This is a genomic window from Vibrio sp. CJQ_6 (assembly GCF_043106745.1).
Lineage (GTDB): Bacteria > Pseudomonadota > Gammaproteobacteria > Enterobacterales > Vibrionaceae > Vibrio > Vibrio furnissii.
The window spans coordinates 951,826-970,532 of record NZ_JBICMV010000008.1 but is presented as its reverse complement, the minus strand read 5'-3'; the positions used below and the strand labels follow the sequence as shown (position 1 = coordinate 970,532).

General features: G+C 44.9%; 24 protein-coding genes. 8 read left to right on the top strand and 16 right to left on the bottom strand.

The genetic code is table 11. From position 1 onward, the window contains the following. Positions 1 to 37: 37 nt before the first annotated feature. Positions 38 to 211, top strand: coding sequence for a ribosome modulation factor (gene rmf / locus ACF8PK_RS06635; RefSeq protein ID WP_038151159.1), 174 nt, complete (start codon positions 38 to 40; stop codon positions 209 to 211). A gap of 136 nt (positions 212 to 347) precedes the next feature. Here the strand turns inward: rmf and fabA are convergent, their stop codons facing one another. Together fabA and ACF8PK_RS06625 are read right to left on the bottom strand one after the other, a co-directional pair. Then, positions 348 to 866 (bottom strand): bifunctional 3-hydroxydecanoyl-ACP dehydratase/trans-2-decenoyl-ACP isomerase, encoded by a 519-nt coding sequence (fabA, locus tag ACF8PK_RS06630; protein ID WP_004725988.1) that lies wholly within the window; start codon positions 864 to 866, stop codon positions 348 to 350. 71 nt (positions 867 to 937) lie between these two features. Continuing rightward, entirely contained in the window at positions 938 to 2,581 is a 1,644-nt protein-coding gene (locus tag ACF8PK_RS06625; protein ID WP_392440585.1) for a S16 family serine protease, read from the bottom strand. 166 nt (positions 2,582 to 2,747) lie between these two features. Here ACF8PK_RS06625 and matP point away from each other — a divergent pair, with 166 nt between their 5' ends. From matP to ACF8PK_RS06600, 5 genes are all read left to right on the top strand, one after another. Continuing rightward, positions 2,748 to 3,197, top strand: a complete 450-nt coding sequence (gene matP / locus ACF8PK_RS06620) for a macrodomain Ter protein MatP (RefSeq protein ID WP_004725983.1) — start codon at positions 2,748 to 2,750, stop codon at positions 3,195 to 3,197. A gap of 11 nt (positions 3,198 to 3,208) precedes the next feature. Beyond that, complete coding sequence (locus ACF8PK_RS06615) at positions 3,209 to 3,526, top strand: DUF3634 family protein (protein WP_055466014.1); 318 nt, start codon at positions 3,209 to 3,211, stop codon at positions 3,524 to 3,526. A gap of 125 nt (positions 3,527 to 3,651) precedes the next feature. Further along, entirely contained in the window at positions 3,652 to 3,981 is a 330-nt protein-coding gene (locus ACF8PK_RS06610; RefSeq protein WP_004725979.1) for a hypothetical protein, read from the top strand. Between the two features lie 272 nt (positions 3,982 to 4,253). Further along, entirely contained in the window at positions 4,254 to 4,625 is a 372-nt protein-coding gene (locus ACF8PK_RS06605) for a regulator (protein ID WP_392440584.1), read from the top strand. Between the two features lie 26 nt (positions 4,626 to 4,651). Beyond that, positions 4,652 to 5,008, top strand: coding sequence for a hypothetical protein (locus ACF8PK_RS06600; protein ID WP_392440583.1), 357 nt, complete (start codon positions 4,652 to 4,654; stop codon positions 5,006 to 5,008). Positions 5,009 to 5,503: 495 nt separating this feature from the next. Here ACF8PK_RS06600 and ACF8PK_RS06595 read toward each other — a convergent pair whose 3' ends face one another. From ACF8PK_RS06595 to ACF8PK_RS06550, 10 genes are all read right to left on the bottom strand, one after another. Then, positions 5,504 to 5,680, bottom strand: coding sequence for a hypothetical protein (locus tag ACF8PK_RS06595; protein ID WP_392440582.1), 177 nt, complete (start codon positions 5,678 to 5,680; stop codon positions 5,504 to 5,506). 12 nt (positions 5,681 to 5,692) lie between these two features. Then, positions 5,693 to 7,066 carry a zonular occludens toxin domain-containing protein gene (locus ACF8PK_RS06590; RefSeq protein ID WP_392440581.1) on the bottom strand — a complete coding sequence of 458 codons (1,374 nt, stop codon included), beginning with the start codon at positions 7,064 to 7,066 and terminating at the stop codon, positions 5,693 to 5,695. A 4-nt stretch (positions 7,067 to 7,070) separates the two neighbouring features. Further along, positions 7,071 to 7,412 carry a DUF2523 family protein gene (locus ACF8PK_RS06585; RefSeq protein WP_232658765.1) on the bottom strand — a complete coding sequence of 114 codons (342 nt, stop codon included), beginning with the start codon at positions 7,410 to 7,412 and terminating at the stop codon, positions 7,071 to 7,073. Positions 7,413 to 7,420: 8 nt separating this feature from the next. Then, positions 7,421 to 8,500, bottom strand: coding sequence for a hypothetical protein (locus ACF8PK_RS06580; protein WP_392440580.1), 1,080 nt, complete (start codon positions 8,498 to 8,500; stop codon positions 7,421 to 7,423). A gap of 362 nt (positions 8,501 to 8,862) precedes the next feature. Further along, positions 8,863 to 9,081: a hypothetical protein gene (locus ACF8PK_RS06575; RefSeq protein ID WP_392440579.1), complete on the bottom strand. Its 219-nt coding sequence runs from the start codon at positions 9,079 to 9,081 to the stop codon at positions 8,863 to 8,865. Between the two features lie 34 nt (positions 9,082 to 9,115). Then, a complete protein-coding gene (locus tag ACF8PK_RS06570) occupies positions 9,116 to 9,340 on the bottom strand; it encodes a hypothetical protein (protein ID WP_392440578.1) in 225 nt (74 codons plus the stop codon). Between the two features lie 2 nt (positions 9,341 to 9,342). After that, positions 9,343 to 9,723 (bottom strand): DUF1293 family protein, encoded by a 381-nt coding sequence (locus tag ACF8PK_RS06565; RefSeq protein WP_392440577.1) that lies wholly within the window; start codon positions 9,721 to 9,723, stop codon positions 9,343 to 9,345. Positions 9,724 to 9,728: 5 nt separating this feature from the next. Then, a complete protein-coding gene (locus tag ACF8PK_RS06560) occupies positions 9,729 to 11,030 on the bottom strand; it encodes a replication initiation factor domain-containing protein (RefSeq protein ID WP_392440576.1) in 1,302 nt (433 codons plus the stop codon). Further along, positions 11,027 to 11,224 carry a hypothetical protein gene (locus ACF8PK_RS06555; protein WP_275725380.1) on the bottom strand — a complete coding sequence of 66 codons (198 nt, stop codon included), beginning with the start codon at positions 11,222 to 11,224 and terminating at the stop codon, positions 11,027 to 11,029. Before ACF8PK_RS06555 ends, ACF8PK_RS06560 begins: the two co-directional genes overlap by 4 nt. Before the next feature lie 2 nt (positions 11,225 to 11,226). Continuing rightward, positions 11,227 to 11,556 carry a hypothetical protein gene (locus ACF8PK_RS06550; protein ID WP_392440575.1) on the bottom strand — a complete coding sequence of 110 codons (330 nt, stop codon included), beginning with the start codon at positions 11,554 to 11,556 and terminating at the stop codon, positions 11,227 to 11,229. Between the two features lie 186 nt (positions 11,557 to 11,742). Between ACF8PK_RS06550 and ACF8PK_RS06545 the strand changes: the two genes are divergently transcribed. Next, positions 11,743 to 12,099: a DUF3693 domain-containing protein gene (locus tag ACF8PK_RS06545; RefSeq protein WP_238819979.1), complete on the top strand. Its 357-nt coding sequence runs from the start codon at positions 11,743 to 11,745 to the stop codon at positions 12,097 to 12,099. Between the two features lie 165 nt (positions 12,100 to 12,264). On the opposite strand, the gene ACF8PK_RS06540 is transcribed toward ACF8PK_RS06545, so the two are convergent. From ACF8PK_RS06540 to ACF8PK_RS06525, 4 genes are all read right to left on the bottom strand, one after another. Continuing rightward, complete coding sequence (locus ACF8PK_RS06540; RefSeq protein WP_004725977.1) at positions 12,265 to 13,509, bottom strand: Nramp family divalent metal transporter; 1,245 nt, start codon at positions 13,507 to 13,509, stop codon at positions 12,265 to 12,267. Between the two features lie 106 nt (positions 13,510 to 13,615). Next, on the bottom strand, positions 13,616 to 15,349 hold the full coding sequence (locus ACF8PK_RS06535) for an ATP-binding protein (protein WP_392440621.1): 1,734 nt from the start codon (positions 15,347 to 15,349) through the stop codon (positions 13,616 to 13,618). 7 nt (positions 15,350 to 15,356) lie between these two features. After that, positions 15,357 to 16,544 (bottom strand): FIST signal transduction protein, encoded by a 1,188-nt coding sequence (locus ACF8PK_RS06530; RefSeq protein ID WP_392440620.1) that lies wholly within the window; start codon positions 16,542 to 16,544, stop codon positions 15,357 to 15,359. 110 nt (positions 16,545 to 16,654) lie between these two features. Further along, on the bottom strand, positions 16,655 to 17,011 hold the full coding sequence (locus ACF8PK_RS06525) for a hypothetical protein (RefSeq protein WP_208550596.1): 357 nt from the start codon (positions 17,009 to 17,011) through the stop codon (positions 16,655 to 16,657). Positions 17,012 to 17,269: 258 nt separating this feature from the next. Between ACF8PK_RS06525 and ccoN the strand changes: the two genes are divergently transcribed. Beyond that, positions 17,270 to 18,697, top strand: coding sequence for a cytochrome-c oxidase, cbb3-type subunit I (ccoN, locus tag ACF8PK_RS06520; RefSeq protein WP_195723464.1), 1,428 nt, complete (start codon positions 17,270 to 17,272; stop codon positions 18,695 to 18,697). The last annotated feature ends 10 nt before the right edge of the window (positions 18,698 to 18,707 follow it).

The window sequence follows — 18,707 nt, the reverse complement described above, 5'->3', positions numbered from 1 at the left end:
GTAACTTAGACACAAGCTACTGTATGAGGACTGCACTATGAAGAGACAAAAGCGTGATCGCCTGGAAAGAGCGCAATCTCAGGGATACAAAGCGGGCCTGAATGGCCGATCGCAAGAAGAATGTCCCTACCAACAAATGGAAGCTCGATCCTTTTGGCTAGGTGGTTGGCGTGAAGCTAGAGAAGACAAACTGACTGGTCTCTATAAATAATTTCCACATACAACACAGGATCTAAGCCCCGAAAGGGGCTTTTTATTTGGATTTTAAATCACCTGATGCACTATAACTAAATATACTACCAACTAAAAAGCCGCTCAATCGAGCGGCTAGATTCAATCACAACGAATTAAAACGCTGAAGTGTCTTGGAACAGGCCAACTTTTAAGTCTTTCGCAACATAGATTTCTTTGCCATCAACCAATACGCGGCCATCAGCAAGACCCATCACCAATTTACGGTTTACAACGCGTTTCATGTGGATTTCGTAAGTAACTTTTTTCGCTGTCGGTAGGATTTGACCAGTGAATTTTACTTCGCCAACACCCAATGCACGACCTTTACCTTTTCCGCCAACCCAGCCAAGGAAGAAACCAACCAGTTGCCACATTGCATCAAGGCCAAGACAGCCAGGCATCACTGGATCGCCAGGGAAGTGACAATCAAAGAACCAAAGATCTGGAGTGATGTCGAGTTCGGCCAGAATCAAGCCTTTACCAAAATCACCCTCAGTTTCAGACATCTTAGTCACTCGATCCATCATCAGCATGTTTGGTGCTGGTAGTTGAGGGTAACCAGGGCCAAAAAGTTCGCCCCGGCTAGAAGCTAAAAGATCGTCGCGGTTATAAGAGTCTCGTTTGTTGTGCATTATCAATTACTCCAATTTCTGATACGGTGCATCTTAGTGAACACGTGTACGCCAAACAACTCCGATCAGTACTAAACGAACCAGTTTTTGAGGCGTTCCACAAATCCTTGTGGCTGAATGTGTTTTTCAAAGTTTTCAATTCGTTCGGCGATTCGGCTGATCACGCTTTCCTCATCATCACCACGGAATGGTTTATTCATGAGTACAGGAACAGCTTCATCAACATTCGAGACGGGCCAAATGTTGAATTCCCCATTTTTAATACTTTCGACGACAGATTGATGAAGCGCAAGGTGTTTCAGATTACTTTTCGGCAGGATGACGCCTTGTTCACCGGTAAAACCTTGATGTTGGCAAACCCGGTAGAAACCTTCAATTTTTTCGTTGAGCCCACCAACTGCTTGGACGCGACCGAACTGATCTACGGCGCCTGTGACCGCAATTTGTTGGTCAATAGGATATTCGGATAGGGCGCTCACTAATGAGCATAATTCAGCGAGCGAAGCGCTATCGCCATCCACTTCACTGTAAGACTGTTCAAATACGACTGAAGCGGAGAATGGCAGCGGAACGTCCAGATTGAGCGCGCTGCTCACAAACGCTTGCATGATCATCATGCCCTTAGCGTGTAAATTACCACCCAGCTCAACTTTCCGTTCGACATCAGAAATATCGCCATCACCAAAATGAATCACACATGAAATACGGGCTGGCTCGCCGTAAGATACTGGATGACCAGCAATATCGATGACAGTCAGGCCGTTGACTTGTCCGATTTGCTCACCTTGAGTTTCGATAATGACTTGGCCATCAAGGATGTCGTCAAGTGCACGCTCAGGTAAGTAAGATTCACGGTAATAACGTTGATTCAGTGCTTGTTCAATGTGTTCTTTTTCGATCGTCGCTTGATGACCCAGAAGTGCCGCTTCTTCGAGCAGCGCGCGATGCCACATCACACATAGGGGGGCGTAATGTTGATCTTCGGTGTAACGAGCGCCGGCGGTCATGACCGCTTCAACAGCATCGTTCGTCAGCATTGGTAACTCATAGCGATCAGTGAGCCAGAGTAGGTAGCCTAAATAAGTCGTAATGGAGTCCTGATCAAGTTTGATATCCACTTCCAACTCACTGAACAAGCATAGCCCTGAGTGAATATCTGCATCCAGAAAATCGATGTCGCCTAACTGGTTTCTATCACCAACCACAACGAGTTTGACGTTGTAACTTTTTGTCGGCAATGAGTGAATGGGTGACTTGGGGTCACAATTCACCGGTGAAATGGCGTCGCCCAGCACGGCAGATTTCAACATTGGCCAACAGCGCGGATTCGCGAGTAGTAAATTCGCAGAAACGACAAGATATCCGTTATCAGCTTTGTCTAATAGGCCGCTGACTTCACTGACAATATGGCCATTTTCAGCTTTGACTTGTCCGAAAATTGCACCCATATCTAACGTTTCAGTCACCACAACGGGCACTGAAGACGTCATACTCTCCATCTGCTCTTTAATCAAAGCGCGGTAGATTGAGTTATCTGGCGCATTGACTAACAGAATGCGGCTAAAACCTTTGACGTGAATGAACCTTTCAATTGCTTGTGAAAGTCTGGTTTGAGTGCCAAACAGAGAAACAGAAGGCAGGTTAGGGTATTGAGATAACTCAGTGCTGAACTGGTCATACTGAGGCGTCACTAAACGCCAGATATCTTGTGTCATTGAATCGTCGAAATCGTGAAAAGGAGACAAATTATATAGAAAAACCCAAAGCGCGAATAGCTTTGATATTTGTGATGATCTTGGTCGTGTTTTTTATCGATATAATTGAAACGACTGTGTCACTTGGGTTACGCTGTCACCCTAATTTAAAATAGGCTTGCCAGACATGAAATATCAACAACTCGAAAACCTGGAATGCGGTTGGAAGTGGCAGTACTTAATCAAAAAATGGAAAGATGGCGAACCGATCACTTGTCATATCGATCGTAGTGAGGCAGATGCCGCTGTTCAAGAACTCAAATCTCTAGAACATGAGCCAACCTTGGTGCTTGAATGGATCGAACAGCATATGGCACCAGATTTGGACAACAAGCTCAAACAAGCCATTCGTGCCAAACGGAAGCGTCATTTCAATGCAGAGCAGTTGCATACACGTAAGAAATCCATCGATTTAGATTATCGCGTGTGGGAAAAGTTGTCTGTGCGAGCAAACGAACTGGGATGCACGTTATCCGATGCCATTGAGTATCTGCTTAGCGAAGCGTCACGGAGCGAGAAAGCGAGCCGCACGGTTTCGAGTTTAAAAGAAGATTTAAGTAAATTGCTGTCTGATTAGGAGTTAGCAAGATGTTGTATGTGATTTTAATTGCTGCAATCGTCATCTTTTGGTTGGTCGCGGCCGACAGGCCTGTACTCAAAGTTAAGTTTAAAAATGGTGTCATTACACAGGTTAAAGGTCATTTTCCGCCGTCGTTTAAACATAATGTCATTGAGATTGGTGAAAATGCGCCATTTGATGGTGAACTCAAAGTTTATCATCAAAGGCACAATATGAAGTTGGTGTTCTCGAACCAGGTGCCAAAGAAAGTACAACAGCGCATTCGAAACGTGTTTCCACATCAAGGCTTCAAAGGCAACGGTGATAAAAGTAAAAAGAGTCACTAGGATTGCGCCATTAGCGACAACACGTTTGCATCAAGGTGCAAACTAGACCGAAATCTTAACGCTTCAAGCTGAAACGGCTGAATACCAGATGTAGTATTCAGCCGTTTTTTTATTGGAGTGACACAATGAAACCACAATTACTCATCATCGCAATATGGCTTTGTTCACAGCACGCATGGGCAGACGATACAGAAATCAACAACGTCGCAAGGCTCATCAAAGCCAAAACTCTCAAAGTGCTGAGCAAACAGAATGTGTCTGCAAAAGGTTTTTGCGATGTATTTGTCGACATGAATCACATCGACAATCAGTACGCCAAGGTCGTACAAGTCTCAACGCTTGGCGACGCGCAACTTTGTAAACGCGTCAAACAGGCCATCAAGGTTGGCAAAAAGTACAAATACCAAATCCCAGAACGGTTCATCAGGATTCAAATTGATGCACGGGAACTCTAACAAATGTGTGTGACAAAATGATCTTGATAAGGTGTGAGGCTGAAATCATTAAAGCACGATGAAGACGACTCAGTGAAAACAAACGTCAAACTACGAAGAAAAGCCCAGTTAACTAGAAATACGGCTCATGTATCAGGGTTTTAGGTCATGAAAACCGACAGGTTTTATCAGATGTTAAATTCACCGGACTTGGTGCGCATTATGCCTCATTATGTATAATCCTTGGGTGCATATCACATTTGGTAATAATACTCCTTTTAGGAGTATTGACAGTGAAGTATCACGAGATGACTAAGAATTACATTTTTCGTGAATTAGAATGTGGTTTAACGAAAGAACAAACAGCAAAACTTTGTTTTAAAAGTGTGAGAGTTATCACGGGTTGGGATTCAGGGAAAGAGATACCACCAGAGTGCAAACGCTTAATGCGGTGGGAAACCAGACGTGAGTTAAGCCATCATCCAGAATGGGACCATTTTGCAATGGTACACAATCAAATGATGTTACCAACGGGACAAATGATTACAGCTCAGCAATTATTGACGGGTATAGCATTACTTGAAATTCAATCAGATATTGAATTAAAAACTTGCAGCAAATTGCTTAAGATAGCTAGAGAGCTTGCACGAATAAAGGGGAACTGATTCCTCTTACATCTTAAGGACATGAAATGGCGCAAATCGGGTTACTTATCGTCACAGCTAGTATTTTGCTGTTCCCAGCAAAAGAAGGCCACAAACTGGCAGGTGATCTTGCCGAATACAAAGCCAAGCAAGAAAGCATAACATCCCAAGTAGATGCCTTAATTCAATCTAAACTCTATGACTATATCGAAGGAAACGATACCTGTAGTTTTAAGGTTAAAATAAGCAAAGATGGATTAATCAAAATCATAGAGATTAAAGGCTCAACTAGAAGAAATTCTTGCATGCGAGCCTTTGAATCACTTCAAAATAACCGCATAAATAGGCCGACAGGGGAAGTGTATCAAGGTTTAATTTTTATAACTGAAGAGAAACCGCATTAACGCCTACGATTAGGTGTAAATCATCAAGAGTCGTAAAAGCTTCAAATCCGCTAAAGTCCCGCGAGAGCTGATAGTTAGGTGGAAAGTACCCCCGTAGTACAAGCACGGGGGTCGCTCCGCTTGCTCCTCCTCCTCAGTCCTCGTCGTCGTCCGCCACGCCGCATGACCCTGAAAGGATTTAATGAATGAAAGATGAAAAAGCTTGCTCGACACTCGCCAAGCTTTAGACGTCACGATTGCTTCACTCCGACACAACGAGAACGCTGCACATCACTTATGGCTTAGCAGGACGTGGTGTATTTTATGCCTTTTAACATGGGCAGATACAAACCGCGCCATTCAAATCAACCGAGACACTAACCGATTTCGTGTGGCTTGGTGCCACGGTCGCAGGCTTGCTCCCTTATCCCTTCGGGGATAGTTCAGAGAACGACTTCAACTTTTATCCCACCCCAAAAAAAACGGTATGTCATTTTTTGACATACCGCCGTGCGATTACGCTTTATTTCGTCGATATCGATACCAAACCCTAATCCGGCGAGCGCCATAAGCGACCGACGGCAACACAAGGTGCGCCATAAAGGCCGACAATGCACCCGTGACCACACAAAGCACAATCAGCGTATCTATAATCGTTTGGAATTGCTCCATCGTAAACGTGACCGTTTCCATCTTAACCACTCCTTAAAAAACAGAATTTAAACTGATTTCAGCCCGCTCAGGCCTCGCCTGCTGCGCATCTTCACGAGGCTTGCAAAATACATTAAGGTCAACAGCCTCTTTAGTCAGCTTGAGCAAGCAGTCATCGTAATGCACAAACTTAATCTCGTTCGCTCTAAGGAACGTGTCGTCAAACCGATAAACACCATCCGGTGTTTTTGCTTCCAGCGTGACCATGAACTTAAAGCCGGTGCTCGTCGATTGCGTCGTGTGTCCTGTGTAGTAGAGGCTTTGAATCTCATACAGGCCGAGCATTTGCCGCATCAGTTCAAGCCTGTTTGCTGCAAGAGAAACTGAATCACGGGCACCGCCGTTAGACGAATTGCGATTCCCACCATTAGGTAGAACGCCAGAACCTTTAGAACCCGTTTGACCAGACCCATCGGCCGACGCAGAAACGTTAGATTGAGTCTTTGACGTGGACGTGTTCGCCACTTCCTCAGAAGAACCAAAAACCAAACCGGATAAACCATAGAAAAAATACCCCATGCAGCCGATACCCACGACCAAAGCGCCGATGAATTTCGGGTTTTTATAAAGCACGTTAACCGCGCCAGAATGACGAGCAACACCCGTTGCCGTGGATTTGTAGAGCAGGAACGCATCGAGCGGGATTTTGACCGTCATGACGTTGGGGTCTTTGCCTTTGGGTATAACAGGCGTTGACGTGTTTTTGGGATGTTTATAGACATAAGGTTTACGCTTAGCCCAGAACATGCCGTCATTGGCCTTATGGAAAAAGCACTGTTCCGCACAAGCCCGAATCGCTGTGTCTATCTGTCCCCAGTCAGGCGAGAGCAATTCAATATCCCAGTTATATTTACGGTGACGCGCGAACCCTTCATTAAAGGTGAAGGGGTAGATAATCCGCCCGTTCTCGTCGTACTCAGCTTGACCACGGTCATCGATTTCAGACGGCTTGAGCTTGGTCATATCAACAGGCACATGGCGCGAGTTAAAGAAATTCTCGTAGTCACTCGGCAAGTTATCGAGAAAATCAGACAAAGGGCGAGCCGTTACCTTTTCCATACGAAAGCCGATGTTCTTAGAGAAAATATCCTGGCATTCATCGATAACAATCAACGCCCCAAGCGGGCACCAGCAAAAGAAATGTTGCCACAGGTCAAGCCCGTTTTTGTCGCGGCTAAAGATACGAATCAAACGGGTCGTGCTCGGGAACTGGAGGTCAAGACGGCGCTCAATTTCGTCGAGTGGTTCCATACCCTCGATATTGGTCACAACAACACGGCCAGCTTTGAGCGCTTCCAATATCACGAAGTAGGCAACATAAGATGATTTGTAGGCTCCGTTAGCGCCTGTCCGAATAGTAATAGCCATGTCATCACCTCAACATCTTCATGACGAAGCCAGTGGCAAGGAAATTGAAATAGGTACTGATTGCGCGAGGTAGGCCAAAAGCGTGCGCGTAATAACGCAGCTCGTCCGGCAGTGCGTTAAAGGCCGAGGCAATCGCCTGAGTGAATCCGATTTCTTCAAGCAGTATCTGAGCGGTCGCGTAGTAGACTTGCATTGTCCAAATCAGGCCGACAAGTTTGAGCTTGATATACCACACGTTGATGTAGGCAACGAGCTGTTGAAAGTAGGTCGGAACGAAGTCCAAAAAATCGACGATGGTCTGACCGAAATCGCCAAGTGAGCTAATGAGATCGACTAAGAATTGCATACGTCCTCCTAATCCGTCAGGGCTTTGATGCCGAGCAAGACGGCAAGAAACAACAGGACGGCAGCAATCAAGCTTGAGTTTTCAAGTAAGGCTGGAAATACACCAGACGAGAACGAGTTCACATGACCGTTAGCAAATCGAAACGTCCACTTGTGTTCAATGTAAGTCCCATCAGCAAGCTCGGACTCATCAAACGTGAACAGTGATTTAAACTGCTCCATTTGCTCATGATACTGTGTTTCAAGCTGTTCGATTTCACCCTCAAGATTTTCAATCGCATCAGAGCCGTAAAGGCCGTTTGCTTCAAAATCGACTTGTCCCTCAAAGGGACGCCCAACCATACCTTTACCGTTGAGAGTTTCTTGGATGCCTTGCAACTTTGATTCGACACCGGACAAATCAACATCACCACCAGTACCACCCGCACCGCTGATTTGAGAAGAGAGGGCTTCAAGACCATCAGATAGAGCCGAAATATTGCCGTTAGTCGTCTTGAAATTTGACGTCATGCTGTCGGCCAGTGCTGAAATGTTGGCAGTATTTGAACCTTGATTCCCATCGATTTTGTCGTTCAGCTTCATCATATCTAAGCTGAGCATATCGAGTTTAAAGCTGGAAATGTTCGCCGCACTTTCCGCTTGACCTGAAAGTCTCAAGATAGTGTTCATCATTTGACGATCATCCCTGTATTGTTGGGAATTCAGAAGGAGAGAATCCAAATCAATCTCGCTTTGGCTCTCAATACTGGCTTCGATGTCATCCAGTTTGTCGAGTGTATCTTTCTTTGCCTTAACGATTTTTTGGGGAATGGTAAGCGTTAGAGCATCTGTAAGCGCCTTATAGCCCCGATTATTCATGAAGTGCGCCCAATTATATGAAGTCTCCGACCACGCTCTAATGGCAGAATTGGTCTCAACCGTTCCAGTACAAACCCCATTAGTGCAAGTAGCTTTAAAATAATTGTTCAGAGGAAGGTACGGGTCAGGGTCTGGCTCAGGGTCAGGAACGGGAGCAGGCGTCACACAATCATCACCTTCACACTCAGGCGGATTTTCGCCTTCTTCACACAAGGTTCCATCACTGACCATATAAGCACTACACCAACCATTCGCACACGATGTAGTGGCAGGTGCCTGATAACGACAATTATTAGAACTCGAACAAACCGTAGGGAAAGCACCAATGGACTCAGACCACCACATAAGGCGACTAGCACCAACAGGACAACCGACTTCCTCAGCATAAGCAGATGAAGATAAAGTCAGAAAAGCAGTAAGCAAAAGTAGGAGAGTCAAACAGGTATTCGTCGCGCATCGCATAAGGCACCCCATGAAGTAAAACGCCCCCGTTAGGAGGCGTTGATTCCAGTGTAGAAGCCGTATATGAACGCCCCACCATTAGCCACGGCTAGAAGTATGGTGACGACGTTTGATATCAGCTCAACCATGGCTTAACGCATCGCGCCCACGATTGCACGGAGGCCAAAACCGACAGCCGCCAAACCAATCAGACCGATAACAACAATCGAATAGTTTGATTGGCCAGAAGCAACAGCCGCGTTCAGCGATTCTTCAACGGTTGCGTTAGCCGCACCAGAGAGAACCAAAGCACCAGTAGCCGCGGTAACTTTACCCGCGTGTTGTTTCATAGAAGCAAGAATGTTTTTCATAAGGATTTACTCCGTTGTTAGTGACATACAAAAATCAGCCTCGACCGAGGCCTTTAACGATACGACCTAGAACGTGACCACCGACAAGCGACAACAACAAATAGCCACTGACCGTGGTGTATAAGTTCTGGTCAATACTTAACGCGCCCACTGAATCGGCTTGTAATTCTTCCAACTCAGTAGCGGTTAACAGGACGTAATCGCAAGACGAGGACGACGGAACGACATACCCATTCGAAGCGATTACGCATTGACTCATGGTTAAGCCCCTTGTTTTTCGCCAAGAGAGGCTTCAAAGTGTTTCTTGATTTCGGGGTCAACCGGAATCAGTTTGGTAACAATAGAACCCGCTAACGGGTCGAGCGGGTTCAAGTCCAAATCAAACTCATATTCACGACGAGGAACGAGAGCGCCAACCTTTTCGAGCTTGAGTGCGTATTCGTGGTCAATTCGAATAGGTTTGTCGTATTGAGAAACATCACCGGATTCACCAAGAGTTCGACGAGTCATTTTAAAACCCGTTTCTTTCTTATTAATATCGAGTTCACGCAAAGGGCGAGAGATATTTAATACAGCAAAATCCCCCTCGATACTGTTCCAATAAATATCAACACCCAACACAAATAAACGATTACGAGCCATGTTATTTACTCCAAAGCATTAATTAATTTCTGGTGCATAGACGGATAAGATAATAATTTATCGTCCCTGACCAACGTGGTGACTACTTTTTCGAAATCACCTTGATATAAATTCAACAAACTATTTACCACTCGACCATATTGACGTTTTGCCCAAAAGGCAGACGCCAATACATCACAGGCCGCACGCTTTTTCTTTTTGGTGCGCGTTACAACAGGTGCAACGTCTTCAGAAATAAGGGAGGCAGCATAAGCATTTAATGCAATAAAGCCACCTAACGGATTTAATAAAATATCCGTATCCCATTTTTTTAATTCAACCTCAGAGCGATACCACTGAAAATCCTCAGCGTCGATATTCTGCTCAAGTTTCTTGTTATAAATACGCCAGTAAACTAACGATTGACGAGAGCCAAAATTACGCTCTTCACGAGTAAAAATTTTGCTTCCATCCTCAGCCCATTCCCATTCATCACCGCTTTTGATTTTGGGAGCGAAACCGCGAGAGCGTTTAAAGGCACCATGTTTGGAAGCGCGTTCGGCAGCTTCACAAGTGTGCAGGCCATCAAAGTCATCAAAGGCCAAGTCAATACGAGCGAGTTGCTTACAACACAAAATCGTTGAAAGCCAGTGATGCAGGAAACGGCAAGAGCGCTGCGCAAAAAGGTGTTTACAGCCGTGTCCAGTAATCTGAAAGTGAATGGTGTCTCTGTTACCGCCAAAACCGACCTGACCGCAGTAGTCATCACCAAACTCAGAGGTCAATACAAACGAATCCTGATAGAACTGGAAGCCACGGCCACGAGGCGCACCATAATTGAACCCAAGCACATACTGAATAAAGCGGCGTACACACTCCTGCAAATAATCCATATACACTTCACGAAAATAACGTTCATACGCTTCAATATCTTCGTAGAACCGAGCCTGATGTGTGGAGAATTTAGGTTCATCGGGGAAGTGTATGCCAGAATAGGGCGATTCTTTTTTACAATGCCGGAAGTCAGACATATTCACCGTAAAGCACAAGTAATCGACAATAACAGGCGACTGCTCATAATCTTCAATAAACGTATATTCGTTAACGGTATGGTTAACAAATTCAGTAGGCAAGCCAGCCTTTTTAGGGCGATATACATAGGATGACGATAAACGATGGTCATCGGTTTTTTTACGCTGAGATTTTTTACCAAATACCTGAATATCATCCATGTTCATTTGGTTAATAAGACCAGAACCACATTCTGGACAGCAGCAAAGAGTCGGGGATTCGTAATTAGAACCACAATCCAAACAAGCAAATTTCATTGTTGAATCCCCATAATAACTAGACGTTCTTCAAGCGTGGTGTTTGTAATATCAACCAGCTTGTAATAAACGCCGTTCGAATTCAGATAAGAAACAAGGCCAGCGTATGAGCTGAAATAATCCCAATCACCGAACATGTAAACGGATACAGAATTGTCAGGCATGAGGTCATAAAAGATTTTTTCAGCAGCCATGATTAATTGCTCTCCTGAATCAGGCGGGTCAATTTGGCTTTTTCAGACATGGCATCTCTAATCTCGTAGTATTCTGAGAAACTGATTTCACCATCAGAAAGAGCGCTGGCAATCAGTGGTCGAGCATGTTCATCAGAGTACCAATCAGAAACTTCAAAATATTTTCCAGCACCAATTTCAACGTAATCCGGCAAAAGTTTGCTAAGAACGGCGAGACCGTAGAAGAACAGGAAAACAAGCAGACAAGACGAAAGCCAACCAATCAAATCCCAATTGCGCTTAACAAACTGACAAAATGCGCTTGCTTGAATGTGTTTACTTGAGAATGCCATGACCAACCACCTTGAACAGTTGAGAGAGCGACCACCAAGCGCGAAAGCTTCAAGGGCTAACGCCCAAGGTGGTCTAATACACAGATTTGCGTACAGTAAATACGCATATCTGAGTATTGTAAATACACGTTTTTGCGGACAGATGAGCTAGAATGACTACAGAAACACAGCAATCAGGATTTAGAAATGTACATAAACCAACTGTTAGACGCCTATAAACAGGTGAAAAACTATGTGCAGGATAAGCAAATCGCTCACGACTTAGGGATAAGTGTTCAAAAGTTGTCGGGAATTAGAAAAGGCGAACGCTATCTAACTGAAACAGAAGCACTTTATTTAGCAAACGCAATTGGTGCTGATGCAGAAACTGTACTTGTGTATTTGGCTGCTGATAAAGCCAAAACGTACGAAGCACAACAAGCTTGGCAGCGCATTGCAAAAAAGTATAACGGGCTAGGAATCTCAGGAATATCAATGGCTTTAACGGGCTTTGTAGCCCTTAAATTAGAAATGCTCCAGTGCGCATTATGTATATTATGTTAAATGATGTCACTCGAGCACCATGAAATATATTGGTTTGGCCCTCTTTCTTGCTGAGAACCACTTAAGGCATTGAACATAAATGATTTACCATAAAGTATATAATTACCATATTGATTCACGTTCACACGCGTAATCAATATGGTAATTAAGATGGCTTGCTTTTGTTTAGATCAGTGTCGTAAGCAGATACGCATTCAATAACAACACCAAACCAATGATGACACCGCCAGTCGATGTGACTGCTTTACTGTTGGTGTATTTCCCCATGATACTTGAGTTCGCGGTAAACAGAATCAGCGGAATGATCGCCAATGCGATACCAAAGCTAAGTGCGACTTGGCTCATCACCAATATTTGTGTGGTGTTAATGCCTAGCCCAATCACCACAAACGACGGCGCCATGGTGATGGTTCTTCTCAACCACATGGGAATGCTCATACGGACAAACCCTTGCATAACGACTTGGCCTGCCATTGTGCCAACAACCGTGGATGACAAACCTGATGCTATCAGTGAGATACCAAACAAGATGGATGCGGCCTTACCAACCAGCGGTTCCAGCGTTTTGTATGCAGTTTCGATTTCTGCCACATGTTGATTTCCGCTGGCGTGAAATGCTGCCGCCGCCATTGCAACAATCGCGATGTTCACGAAACCGGCAATAATCATCGCGATGGACACATCGAATTTGGTTGAACGCAGACGTTTTTCTACGGTTTGATTGTAGGTGTTTTTAAACAATGCGGAATGCAGGTAGATGACGTGTGGCATAACCGTTGCCCCTAAGATACCGGCTGCTAAGTAGATTTGATGACTACTATTTAGTGTTGGGACCAAGATGCCGGTTGTGAGGTCTGAGCCCGATGGATGTGCAAACAGCAATTCTGCCACGTAGACAATGGCGACAAACAGTAGCAGCCCACCAATCGTCATTTCCAACGGTTTTTGCCCTTTCTTATTGAGCATCAATATGGCCACGGTTGCGACGGCTGTAATGGCGGCGCCATCAATCAACCGAATACCGAACAACAATTGAAAACCGACTGCAGCCCCAATAAATTCAGCCAGGTCAGTCGCAATGGCGATGAGTTCTGCTTGGATCCAATAAGGCACTATCGCCCATTTTGGCAACCGTTCTCTTAGATGTTCCGCTAGGTTTTTGCCTGTCACGATGCCGAGTTTCGCGGATAGATATTGAATTAACATCGCCATGAGGTTTGCCCACAGTACCACCCAAAGAAGTTGATAGCCAAAGGCTGAACCGGCTTCGATGTTGGTGGCGAAGTTACCCGGGTCAATGTAACCAATTGCGGCAATAAATGCTGGTCCGAGTAACAGAAGTTTGCTTTTAAACTTAAAAGAAAGCTGAGTGAATCGGTCGTGTTTAGGCGAATAAAGTGTGGTGTTCATCAGTTGTCATGCCTGAAATAAATCTGCTATAGACAACATATTCCTCATTTAAATGAGAATCAATATCAACCGATCAGGTTGTAACTATTACAGAGATAGGTCTCACCTATCGCTGGTGATTCAGGTAGCGATCTGAGATTCGTTGTAGCTCTTTGCTTCGGATGGGCTTCAACACAATGTCATTCATCCCTGCGGCCAAACAGTTTTCATGATCGCTATTCATGGCGTGTGCAGTCAGTGCAATGATCGGTGTGGCGAGTTTTCGAGAACGCAAAATGCGAGTTGCTTGAATCCCATCCATGATTGGCATTGAAATATCCATGAAGATCAGGTCAAAAGTTCTATCTTTTTCAACCAGTTCTATGGCGTGTTGTCCATTATTAGCAAGTGTTACGTTGTAACCCATTCGATTGAGTAAGAGCTGGATGACCATTTGGTTTGTCTTGGTATCCTCGACAACGAGGATGTGTTTGGTGTCATCAAGCGCACGATGTGATGCGGTATGAGAGAGCGGAAGTTCATCGAGATGAGATGTTTCTGAACTTCGCGATTGCAAAGGAATCGAAATCGTAAACAGACTTCCCTCGCCTAGTTTGCTACTCACGGTAATGCTGCCCCCCATCAGTTCAACCAGATGTTTGGTGATGGCTAACCCTAACCCGGTTCCGCCGTAGTTCCGCGTAATCGAGGTGTCGGCTTGAATGAAGGGTGAAAACAGGTGTTCGATTCGCTCGTTGTCGATCCCAATGCCGGAATCTTTGACTTCAATCTCTAGGCGATCCCGTGCGGTCACCAGTGATACATCGACAAAACCGTGATGGGTAAACTTGATTGCATTGCCGATGATGTTAAATAGGATTTGAGTGAGACGAACTGAGTCGACCCAATATTCAAATTGCTCACAAATGGAGGCTTTGACGTTGAAGGTAATGTCTTTGGCTTGCGCTACTTGGCTATGGTATTCGAGTGCATGTTGGAGCTTACGGCTTAAACTAATCCAGTGACGTTGTAACTCAAAATGACCTGACTCGATGCGGCTGAGGTCGAGGATGTCGTTGATGATGACCAAAAGTAACTCAGCCGAATTTTCCATCTGCTCCAGCATGTCTTGCTGATAAGCATCTGAATCATCACGCAGTAAATCAATCAGCCCTAACACGGCATTGAGTGGCGTACGTAGTTCGTGACTCATCATGGCAAGGAATTGTGACTTGGATTGGTTCGCCTGCTCCGCCAGTTGCTGAGCAAATTTCAGTTCTCGAGTTTTTAAATCGACCAGTTTTTGCAGCGCTTCTTTGTGTTCAATGTCGTTTATCGCGCGTTCAAGTAATGGGCGAAAGCGTGACAGCGTTGATTTAGTTTCGAGGCTAAATTGCCCTTTTCGTGTGCCCAGTAATAGCAAAACAGAGTCACTGGTTTGCGCTCGAATTCCCGTCACGAGTGCTGAGTTGATCTGATCTTTTAGAAAGTGATTTAAGTTTTGAAACTCATCGAGTTTGCTGGGCTCGAAAAGAATGATGCATTCACCATCCAACACACGTTGAAACTTGTCGCCGTTGAACCACTCTTTGCCTTGAAACGCTAAGTTAGATGCTAGATACGTCGAAAAGATACTGCTTTCTTTATCTTTTGAAATCACGATGAAGTCGTCGAACCGAATGTAGCGACTGAGGACTTTTTTCAGTTCTTCAAAAATTTGGTATTTGTTGTCGGCGTGACTAAGCGCGGATAACGCCGCCAAAATGACCCGGTTTTCTTCGGCCAGACGCTGTTCTCGTTCTTTGCTGCGTTCCAGTTCCAATAACGCTTCATTAAGCTGCTCTATCTTTTCTTGTTCCATCAGATGGTTACTCAGACTCATAGAATAGGACTGACGAGATCATCAAGTTCCCGTGTGCGTTCTCGCCACCGATGAAACGCCCTTGTTCACCGAAGGTAAAGGGACAAATAAACGGTTGATTGTTCATTTGGGATTTTAATTGGCGTTGCACTTCGAGAATATCTTCGCCAAGGCGCAACATTGAACCGGCGCAATAGATGATGATTGAGCCAAGTAGTTGTGACTCATGATAATTCTGGGTATTGGCCTCTTTTACAACTCGAGACGCTCGATTGATCAGTTGCTCTCTGGATCCGGTCATCAACGTGACGGTTTCGCCTTCAACAGCAGCGGTAAACATCTCCATCGATCCGCTGCGTGTCATGCGCACTGGATGAGATAGTTTGTAATACGGCTGCTGATGAATGTGCCCGGCAACGCGGCCGAGTGGAAAGCGAGTGACGTGGTGAAAGAGATAATGTTCTGATATTTGGACGCTGGAGTGATCACTGATCCACTCTTTGTAGATTTGTTTAGCCGGCTCTCCATCGATTTCATGGATAAAACGTCCGGACGCCTTCGTGACTGTGCCAACAAACTCTGTGGGTGAATAGCCTGCGCTAAATCCAGTGGTCAGCGGCTTAGATGGGAAAAAGAGCTCAATCGCAATGCCACGTTGAATCCAGCCTTGCTCCGTCATACTTGACCACTGCTTTTGAATATAATTGTCTGCTGCACTGCCCCCGATGATGGGGATTTGAGTCCCGAACGTATCGTCAATTTCATCGATAAACAGCTCTTCATGACCGGGGGTTGCATGAAGCACAATCAGACTTGGAACTTCGCCAATTCGGCCTGCAGAACGCAGTGCTTGTTGAATCGCTTTGCGAGTGGATTTTCGAAAGTCTTGGCCTTCATCCAATGCAATCAATCCGGTTCCGTACGCGCTCTGGTTTGAATCGTAAATCCCCATGGCGGCGATGACTGGGCCGGTATGATAACCTTTTTCAGTCATCACGCCTTTACACGATGAACACCCAATAAAAGGAATATTAGGAAATGCTTGCTTAAATAGCGTGAATAATGTTTCTACAGGATATTCGTCAGTATAATAGAGAGCAACACTAGAAAGCCCCTTTAATATTAGGGACTCTCTCAGTTGATGAATAGCATTGATGAGATCAGAAGATTGAGTAAAAGTCGTTATCAATCGCATATGCGAATATAAGTTAAAAAAATTCTTCAATCTTTATACATTAACTTGAGGCGATATTAAATTTTTTCTCGTAACTTAATGAACGCTGTCTCGCAAATTATACGACCTTATTAATCATTAATATTAATGTTTACTGAGTCATTAATATTAATCGTGCTATTTGTTTTTGAGTTGTTGCGAATCACCTTGAGCTGCACACTTTCGCCTTCTCGAATCAATTCATCATCCGATTCTAAGCGCCATTCCACGGGGATTGGACGAATTATATACACGCCTGGGAACTCTTCACTTTTTGTTACAGTTAATTTTTGTCCATTCACAAATAAAGAACATTTTGGTTGTGGAATGCATTCCTGTGTTGGTACATCACGATATGTGATCGTGCGCCAAAAAAAAGCGATCACGAGCACAGCTAAGGTGGTGATTATTTGAGCAAGTCTATGTTTGGTTAGCTTTTCAGCCGCCATGTCTTTGTGTTCCCCATGTAACAAACTTCAAAGTTTTGAAATAAAAGGTCAAATCCAGATGGATAGTAAGGTTACTACACTGTCATTGAATTGTTAATTGCAGTATAGTTGTGGCCTGAAAATGCCACTTTTTTATAAAGTCAGCAATAGGATTAACGTTATGAAAAGACATTAATTTTTATTGTGAACTTGGGTGGCATTACGACATGTGTCGTGTTGGAAGTAAAGTGTAGTTAATTAGACATTGGAAGCATGCAAATGAGCCAAGAAAAGCAGCTTGAACAAAACTATAACTATACAGTCGTCCGTCAATTTACCTTGGTGACTATTCTCTGGGGTATTGTCGGTATGGGTGTTGGTGTTTTGATTGCCGCTCAATTAGTATGGCCACAGCTCAACTTTGATACGCCGTGGCTGACGTATAGTCGCTTACGTCCTCTGCATACAAATGCGGTAATTTTTGCGTTTGGTACCAGTGCACTGTTTGCAACATCTTATTATGTTGTGCAGCGTACCTGTCAAACTCGTCTCTTTGGTGGCCCGCTCGTCCCATTCACCTTTTGGGGATGGCAAGCGATAATCGTTTCTGCCGCTATTTCTCTGCCTCTGGGTTACACCTCAGGTAAAGAATACGCGGAATTGGAATGGCCGATTGATATCGCGATTGCTCTTGTATGGGTTTCTTACGCCGTGGTGTTCTTTGGAACGCTGGTGAAACGTAAGACGTCTCATATTTATGTAGCAAACTGGTTCTTCGGTGCGTTTATTCTCACCGTCGCAGTTCTTCATATCGTGAACAGCATGGCAATCCCTGTTTCTATGGGGAAATCGTACTCGATTTATTCTGGTGCGGTGGATGCTATGGTTCAATGGTGGTACGGCCATAACGCAGTTGGTTTCCTTCTGACCGCCGGCTTCCTAGGTATGATGTACTACTTCGTCCCTAAGCAAGCTGAACGTCCAGTTTACTCTTACCGTCTGTCAATCGTTCACTTCTGGGCACTGATCTCTTTGTATATTTGGGCGGGTCCACACCACCTTCACTATACAGCGCTACCTGACTGGACTCAGTCGTTGGGTATGGTGATGTCTTTGGTTCTGTTCGCACCATCTTGGGGTGGCATGATCAACGGTATCATGACGCTATCAGGTGCATGGCACAAACTGCGCTATGACCCAATTCTTCGATTCCTGATCGTTTCTCTGTCTTTCTACGGTATGTCGACCTTCGAAGGCCCGATGATGTCGATCAAGACCGTGAACGCACTTTCTCACTACACCGACTGGACGATTGGTCACGTTCACTCTGGTGCGCTGGGTTGGGTTGCGATGGTCTCTATCGGTTCGGTTTACCACCTAATTCCTCGCCTCTTTGGTCAAGAGCGCATGTACTCCATGAGCTTGGTGAATGCCCATTTCTGGTTGGCAACCATCGGCACAGTGCTGTACATCGTTGCGATGTGGATTTCTGGTGTGATGCAAGGCCTGATGTGGCGTGCCGTAAACTCTGACGGTACATTGACTTACAGCTTTGTCGAATCAGTTCAGGCGTCTTATCCGTTCTATACCGTTCGTTTCATCGGTGGTTTCATCTTCCTGTCGGGCATGTTCCTGATGGCATACAACGCGTATAAGACCATTGCTGCACCAAAAGATAGCTTGAAAGCTATCCAACAACCGGCTTAAGGAGATTGAG

Excerpts from the sequence above, each read along its gene's own strand:
- ACF8PK_RS06545 (WP_238819979.1), top strand. The coding sequence starts at position 11,743 with ATGTACATAAACCAACTGTTAGACGCCTATAAACAGGTGAAAAACTAT.
- ACF8PK_RS06625 (WP_392440585.1), bottom strand. The coding sequence starts at position 2,581 with ATGACACAAGATATCTGGCGTTTAGTGACGCCTCAGTATGACCAGTTC.
- ACF8PK_RS06585 (WP_232658765.1), bottom strand. The coding sequence starts at position 7,412 with ATGCAATTCTTAGTCGATCTCATTAGCTCACTTGGCGATTTCGGTCAG.
- ACF8PK_RS06535 (WP_392440621.1), bottom strand. The coding sequence starts at position 15,349 with ATGGAACAAGAAAAGATAGAGCAGCTTAATGAAGCGTTATTGGAACTG.
- rmf (WP_038151159.1), top strand. The coding sequence starts at position 38 with ATGAAGAGACAAAAGCGTGATCGCCTGGAAAGAGCGCAATCTCAGGGA.
- ACF8PK_RS06610 (WP_004725979.1), top strand. The coding sequence starts at position 3,652 with ATGAAACCACAATTACTCATCATCGCAATATGGCTTTGTTCACAGCAC.
- fabA (WP_004725988.1), bottom strand. The coding sequence starts at position 866 with ATGCACAACAAACGAGACTCTTATAACCGCGACGATCTTTTAGCTTCT.
- ccoN (WP_195723464.1), top strand. The coding sequence starts at position 17,270 with ATGAGCCAAGAAAAGCAGCTTGAACAAAACTATAACTATACAGTCGTC.
- ACF8PK_RS06575 (WP_392440579.1), bottom strand. The coding sequence starts at position 9,081 with ATGAAAAACATTCTTGCTTCTATGAAACAACACGCGGGTAAAGTTACC.
- ACF8PK_RS06560 (WP_392440576.1), bottom strand. The coding sequence starts at position 11,030 with ATGAAATTTGCTTGTTTGGATTGTGGTTCTAATTACGAATCCCCGACT.
- ACF8PK_RS06600 (WP_392440583.1), top strand. The coding sequence starts at position 4,652 with ATGGCGCAAATCGGGTTACTTATCGTCACAGCTAGTATTTTGCTGTTC.
- matP (WP_004725983.1), top strand. The coding sequence starts at position 2,748 with ATGAAATATCAACAACTCGAAAACCTGGAATGCGGTTGGAAGTGGCAG.
- ACF8PK_RS06615 (WP_055466014.1), top strand. The coding sequence starts at position 3,209 with ATGTTGTATGTGATTTTAATTGCTGCAATCGTCATCTTTTGGTTGGTC.
- ACF8PK_RS06540 (WP_004725977.1), bottom strand. The coding sequence starts at position 13,509 with ATGAACACCACACTTTATTCGCCTAAACACGACCGATTCACTCAGCTT.
- ACF8PK_RS06570 (WP_392440578.1), bottom strand. The coding sequence starts at position 9,340 with ATGAGTCAATGCGTAATCGCTTCGAATGGGTATGTCGTTCCGTCGTCC.
- ACF8PK_RS06565 (WP_392440577.1), bottom strand. The coding sequence starts at position 9,723 with ATGGCTCGTAATCGTTTATTTGTGTTGGGTGTTGATATTTATTGGAAC.
- ACF8PK_RS06580 (WP_392440580.1), bottom strand. The coding sequence starts at position 8,500 with ATGGTCAGTGATGGAACCTTGTGTGAAGAAGGCGAAAATCCGCCTGAG.
- ACF8PK_RS06590 (WP_392440581.1), bottom strand. The coding sequence starts at position 7,066 with ATGGCTATTACTATTCGGACAGGCGCTAACGGAGCCTACAAATCATCT.
- ACF8PK_RS06550 (WP_392440575.1), bottom strand. The coding sequence starts at position 11,556 with ATGGCATTCTCAAGTAAACACATTCAAGCAAGCGCATTTTGTCAGTTT.
- ACF8PK_RS06555 (WP_275725380.1), bottom strand. The coding sequence starts at position 11,224 with ATGGCTGCTGAAAAAATCTTTTATGACCTCATGCCTGACAATTCTGTA.
- ACF8PK_RS06525 (WP_208550596.1), bottom strand. The coding sequence starts at position 17,011 with ATGGCGGCTGAAAAGCTAACCAAACATAGACTTGCTCAAATAATCACC.
- ACF8PK_RS06530 (WP_392440620.1), bottom strand. The coding sequence starts at position 16,544 with ATGCGATTGATAACGACTTTTACTCAATCTTCTGATCTCATCAATGCT.
- ACF8PK_RS06595 (WP_392440582.1), bottom strand. The coding sequence starts at position 5,680 with ATGGAAACGGTCACGTTTACGATGGAGCAATTCCAAACGATTATAGAT.